Here is a 5447-nt window from a genome sequence, read left to right on the forward strand (position 1 = left end):
GTCAAAATCGGTGTTGCAAAAACGGGAGTGACCATAGATTCCGTTTTCCAAGCGGACCCCTATCTCTACGTTGCCGGTTTCATGTCTGGCGTGAGAAGCTTGCATAGCAAGCTTCTCTGATCCGCGTCCTCATTTATAGACTGCTGCCTATAAAACTGCGCTAGTGTTTTTCGTCATAGTAACAAACGAATTAATACAACCAGATTCGCACTTCCTTTACGTTTTTTAGCTCAATGAAGCCCACCGCGAGCACTTCCAATGGTCAATAAAAATTGGTCACTCCTTGAGGCTTTTTCGTAAAATAGCTCTGATTGCTTCGGCGGCAACCTGTTCGACGTCTGATTCGGACGCACAGAATGAAATGCCGAGCCGGATTTTCTTACCCAGCACGAAAAAATTGTCAGCAAAGAAGTACTATGTGGCCTGGGAACATAAGACATGTGCTGTACATCAACAACTTATCATTCATCATGTCAGAGCAGTCGGCAGTCGTGATCAGATGCTTGGTGCAAGTGGTGATTTATAACAGCCAAATTGTCGTCTCGGATATTACCTACGCTGAGATGCGCTTTAGGACAGGCCTCAGTATGTCAGGATCAGCTCGCGTGCTTCGATGCCGTCATTTACAAAAATCACCCTTATACTAGCGAAATGAAGGCAGTGCTGGCCGCAGCCAGGATGTCGATTGGATCGAACGACTCTGCCCTATCGGACGTACCGCATGCAAATTCTGTAGTTTTTGTTGACTAAGGATTATGAGTTTAACTTGCAAGTTAGACGGACACTTTTCTTTTTGGTTAAAGCCATCCTCAGGGTGAGCAATGTCCTTTTAGTCCTAATGCATTGATATTTATTATTAATTTACCCTTACATCCAAGTCGGATAGACATATTTTTTGTCTGATCTGCAGGCATCTGTAAAAAAACTCTTAACTTGGACGGACAAATTACTTATAGAGCAATTCAAAACCGCCGCAGAAAGTGCCCCCTAGCATTTATTACGTAATTGATTCTAAATCTAAATGAGTCTGCGGGTTTATCACCAGAAGTTTGACCATTACAATAGAATAAATGTCAAACTGAGGTAACTTATGAACAAACATACCACAACAGAACTAGAGCTGAGCGCAAAAGTGACGCTGGCAGATTTTCAACTAAGTCTTCTGAAAAGGATTAATAACATCGCGGTCTCACTGATGCCTGAGTTTGAAGATAAAAACCAGGCATTGGACGCAATCACGCTGGATGATGGTTCACTGATGCAACTGCTCTGCTCCATTCAGATGGAACAAAAGACGCGTGCTTCAGAACAAGAGATGCGTAAAGTACGCCGTCGCCGCGAAAATCTGGAGGCTTTTTACAAGAGCCTCCAGGAGCTTGGCGGCACCCTTAAGGTTAACGACGTGGCCGATAAGCTGGGCATCACCCGCCAGGCAGTAAATGTCCGGGTGAAAAAGAATCAGCTCATTGCGTTTAAACAAAACGCCGATTATATCTTCCCGGCCTTCCAGTTCACCGATAAAGGCCTGGTGCCCGGGTTTAAAGAAGTCATGAGCGCGTTTGATGAAGACACGCATCCAATGCTGCGTCTCGGTGTGCTGAAAGCGCCGATTCAACTCAGTGAAGACGTGACAAAAACGCCGATTCAGATCATGCAGGATGGCGCAAAGCCCGACGAACTGGAGCTCGCAATACGTTCTGCGAGATTGTGCGGCAAGCATACTGCCCACTAACCTGTAATGTGGGGGAATGCTCAAAATATTAGAGCATTCTCAGTGAATGATAGCCAAAATACCTTTGAAGTATACCTTTAACACTGCATGTAACCTTGCCGAATATTAGTAACAGCCTGCCCGGAAACAACAGGAATACGATGCGATTTTACAAGCAGCCTTCTATGAGGGAAACAGTAGTAGATGAACTGTAATTTATAATTATTGGACTGATACTTAGCATGTGTCTCAAGTTAACAAGGGCGTTCATAATGATTAGCAATGAGGCAGATAATGATATGCAGAAGGAAGTTCAGATTATGCTCTAGTACCCATTCACTAATGGCTTTCCATCCATCAATTACGGTCCACAGTCCATCTTTGATGGCTTTCTATTCATCAATTACGGCCCACAGTCCATCTTTGATGATTTTCTACTCATCAATTACGGCCCACAGTCCATCTTTGATGGCTTTCTACACTTCAATCACAGTCCACAGTCCATCTTTGGTGGCTTTCTACTCATCAATTACGGTCCACAGTCCATCTTTGGTGGCTTTCCTAATCATTAACCACGGTTCACAATCCATATTTGATAATGTTATAAACCGTAAAGGAACTTCACGAATTTACGACAGAAATATTTATGGAGATCCACTTTACATCATTTAACCGATGGAGTTTTTAGACGCTATGTTAAACATCCAAGTAATTGTGGAAAACCGGCTCGCTAATAAAGTCTTTCTTATATCAAATCAAAGCAGAAGTGACACCTTTACTGCGGAAAAGAGTTCTACTGCTTTGTCTTAGAGTATCCGTTTCCCTCCTAGCTATAAACTTCTTGGCATTCTCTTTTACCAACGAAAATCGCGAAGACAATCATCTACTCGTCTATGCCTGATAGGCAAAATGATAACCTGAAAACCTGAACTTTATCTTGTAACAGTCAGGTACGCCACGAAGTTACTTCGCTTAAATTCGGGATGACTCAAGCACTTTAGCCAGTATCTTTTTTAACTGTTCACGTACTGTTGAGCCTAGCTTCGCCATTCCTTTAGTGCCCTCTCATCGTAATCAAAAAATACGCCATCAGAGTTCATCCAAAATTACACGCACAGGCTTAGGATTGCGAACACGCTCTTTCACTATCTCACGAACTCAGCATCTTCATCACTCGAAAGTGTTTTTTTGAACGGCAAGCGTTTATTGTCAACGATATGTTCAAGCATGAGAAGAAGCGCTCAATACCATTAGGTCTTAAATTTCACCTCTACCGTTTTCTCACCTATAAGCTCGTCTACCAAACGTACCATCTCTCCATTTTTCCTTTCCTTCAGCATTATAACCTGACAGCAAAAGTTATTCAGTGAATGTTATATACATGATTTTTTCTGTCATTTTCTCCGCTGTTCTGCCATCATCATATATCGCCGAGGCGGCTTCATCACAACCGCGATAAGACTCCACAACGTCTAACATAGCATCTTTTTGTTGGAGCCTTATTAGTCATATCAGACATCCTCACTCTTAATATTTTTCAACTTCCTGATCTTTCTTGACAGTTCAATATTGTATTTATGGAAATACTCAAGCGATTCTCTATAAAGGCAGAACTTACTTTCATACTCAAAAATTAAGCGCCATTCCCACTCAGTACATTTTGGAAAACAATTTATCGAATACATTCCCGCTTTCAATGGTTTCACACGAATTGCGCGATGCATAGCCGGGACACCTTTTAGACGCGATGCGTAATCATCCCAGTTAATAGTTAATTTCTTTGCACTACCAATATGTCCAAGTCTTGGCGCATAGCGACCAAGTTTTTCTGAATCTTGTTTTTGTACATTACTAGTTGAAATAATCTCTTTGTTACGTGTTTTCCAGATAGTCCAGTAATTATCGATCTCATTTTTAGCTTCAGCAGCAACGCTATCAATGCTTCTGATGTTCTGCGCCCGATGTGCTTCGTACAACTTGATTAGCAAATCTTTCATGCACTCCTCCTGTATCTCAATACTATACATGAAATATGCCGACTTCCACATCGGATAGAAGAGGATTTTGGACTACACCCAGACGAGTTTGTATGAATGTTCAAAATAGTTATGACGAGTTTTGGCTCAGCGCCGATACCACTTAGGTCGTGATAGGGATTAAGATTGTTAGGTGTACGAATGGTACCATTAATAAAGTTACTTTTTTAAGTACCCAGCATAACTTCAAAAGTTTGATTAATACTTGTAACACTTTTCCTAGAAAAGTTAAACATAGTCATTTCATCCATGTTTAACTTTTCTAGGAAAAGTTAAACATGAGCAATTCATGTATGTTTAACTTTTTGGGTAAAAGTTAAACATATCGCAACCTTTTATGTGGGCCTTTTACAGAAAAAGTCAAACATGGTGCGTGTAAATTATGTTTTTCTTTTATCCAAAAAGTTGCACATAAGCAGCAAGCTAAATCCAATCTGTTGTTAAATTAAGACAGCCTTATGTAAAAAAGTGTTATATGCATTAAAGTTAGTATTGACCTACGGATCTAACTAATTCATTAACAGTGTTAGAGGACAGGGACTACAGAAAAGTCGATTGAAATATTAATTTTTGCAGTTTTCTATTATAGTTTTCATTTAATAAAATTTAAAATTCCTTATATAGGTAAGGTTAGAAAGAGGACGCGTATAAGATGCATTTTCATTCACAACAGATTTTATTTAAGATGTTCAGTTGTTTTATGATGAAATGTCAATGAATCAGTATTTTCAACCTTCCAGAAACCATGCCTTTGCGAGATTAAGTTAATTAGAATTCCAATGATAAAACTTTCTTTTTAGCCTGATAATATTATAGCCATACAAAAACCCTCTCTCGCTCAAACACACACCAAGCATTTTTCTTGCACATTGCATAACAAAAAAATATATTGGTTCAAAGAAATTTTTCAAGTGCTGATTTGTGATCATAAGATATTTTCTCTGATGAAAATATCTTTACCAGATTCACGTAATATGGAGGTGATGAAATGTAACTGTTCAATTGTCGGCTTGATGATTGTCAGACACAAAATGGTGTTGTCTCGTTAGTAAACGCTTGGCATCCAAATTTATTATTTTTGAGAATAGGTTATTACTTCCCTCCCCCCCCCCCCGAATTTATCTGCTTATTTCAAGAAAGTACAACACAATATTATTATGTGCACCCACGAGTTTGAAATATCTTCTTTGGAGACAATTGAAACTTACGCGTTATTACCTCGCATAGTATATCTATAGTGGATAAAACCCTACGAAACAGGTATGCCTTCCATAAAATTTCCGCTTGAGGATATGAAATATTAGCTGATCTAACCTTAGATAGCGTGTGGGTAAAAAAATGAACCGCTTTGTTATGTCCTTAAGTTTGCAAGCCATCGGCAGGATTTTATTACTAGGTTGAGCGTCTTCATTTACGCGACTGAGGAATGAGGATAGAAAATGAAACTTAGTGAGGGTGCGAGTGTATTGTTACGAGCGCAACTGTCAACCTAGATACAAGTAGCAAGCAGAAAGATGAAAAGGACTCCTAATAGTAAATATATAATTTGTGTAAGTATCCTACTTAATCTAACCAGTTACAGTTAGATATTTCCTGATGTAGCCCCCTGAAACACCAGACAGTAGCTGTATCTCCAGATAAGAGATGAATCGCCACGGATAATCTAGACACTTCCGAGCCGTTGATAATACTGGTTTTCA

2 protein-coding genes and 2 pseudogenes are annotated in these 5447 nt (G+C 39.7%); 1 reads left to right on the top strand and 3 read right to left on the bottom strand.

What is annotated here, in order from left to right; all coding sequences use genetic code 11:
* Positions 1-1090: 1090 nt before the first annotated feature.
* The gene (locus tag ACSVHP_RS22750; protein ID WP_103793559.1) at positions 1091-1732 is read left to right on the top strand and encodes a DNA-binding protein; all 642 of its coding nucleotides are present in this window, start codon (positions 1091-1093) and stop codon (positions 1730-1732) included.
* Between the two features lie 865 nt (positions 1733-2597).
* Here ACSVHP_RS22750 and ACSVHP_RS22755 read toward each other — a convergent pair.
* From ACSVHP_RS22755 to mobI, 3 genes and pseudogenes are all read right to left on the bottom strand, one after another.
* A pseudogene (locus ACSVHP_RS22755) lies at positions 2598-2811 on the bottom strand (type II toxin-antitoxin system RelE family toxin); the annotation flags it as partial.
* A pseudogene (locus tag ACSVHP_RS22760) lies at positions 2801-2952 on the bottom strand (type II toxin-antitoxin system RelB/DinJ family antitoxin); the annotation flags it as partial. The pseudogenes ACSVHP_RS22755 and ACSVHP_RS22760, both read right to left, overlap by 11 nt.
* Positions 2953-3222: 270 nt before the next feature.
* The gene (gene mobI, locus ACSVHP_RS22765) at positions 3223-3708 is read right to left on the bottom strand and encodes a conjugative transfer protein MobI(A/C) (protein WP_103793558.1); all 486 of its coding nucleotides are present in this window, start codon (positions 3706-3708) and stop codon (positions 3223-3225) included.
* Between the last annotated feature and the right edge of the window lie 1739 nt (positions 3709-5447).

Source organism: Enterobacter sp. 186315, from assembly GCF_053290175.1.

Excerpts from the sequence above, each read along its gene's own strand:
- ACSVHP_RS22750 (WP_103793559.1), top strand. The coding sequence starts at position 1,091 with ATGAACAAACATACCACAACAGAACTAGAGCTGAGCGCAAAAGTGACG.
- mobI (WP_103793558.1), bottom strand. The coding sequence starts at position 3,708 with ATGAAAGATTTGCTAATCAAGTTGTACGAAGCACATCGGGCGCAGAAC.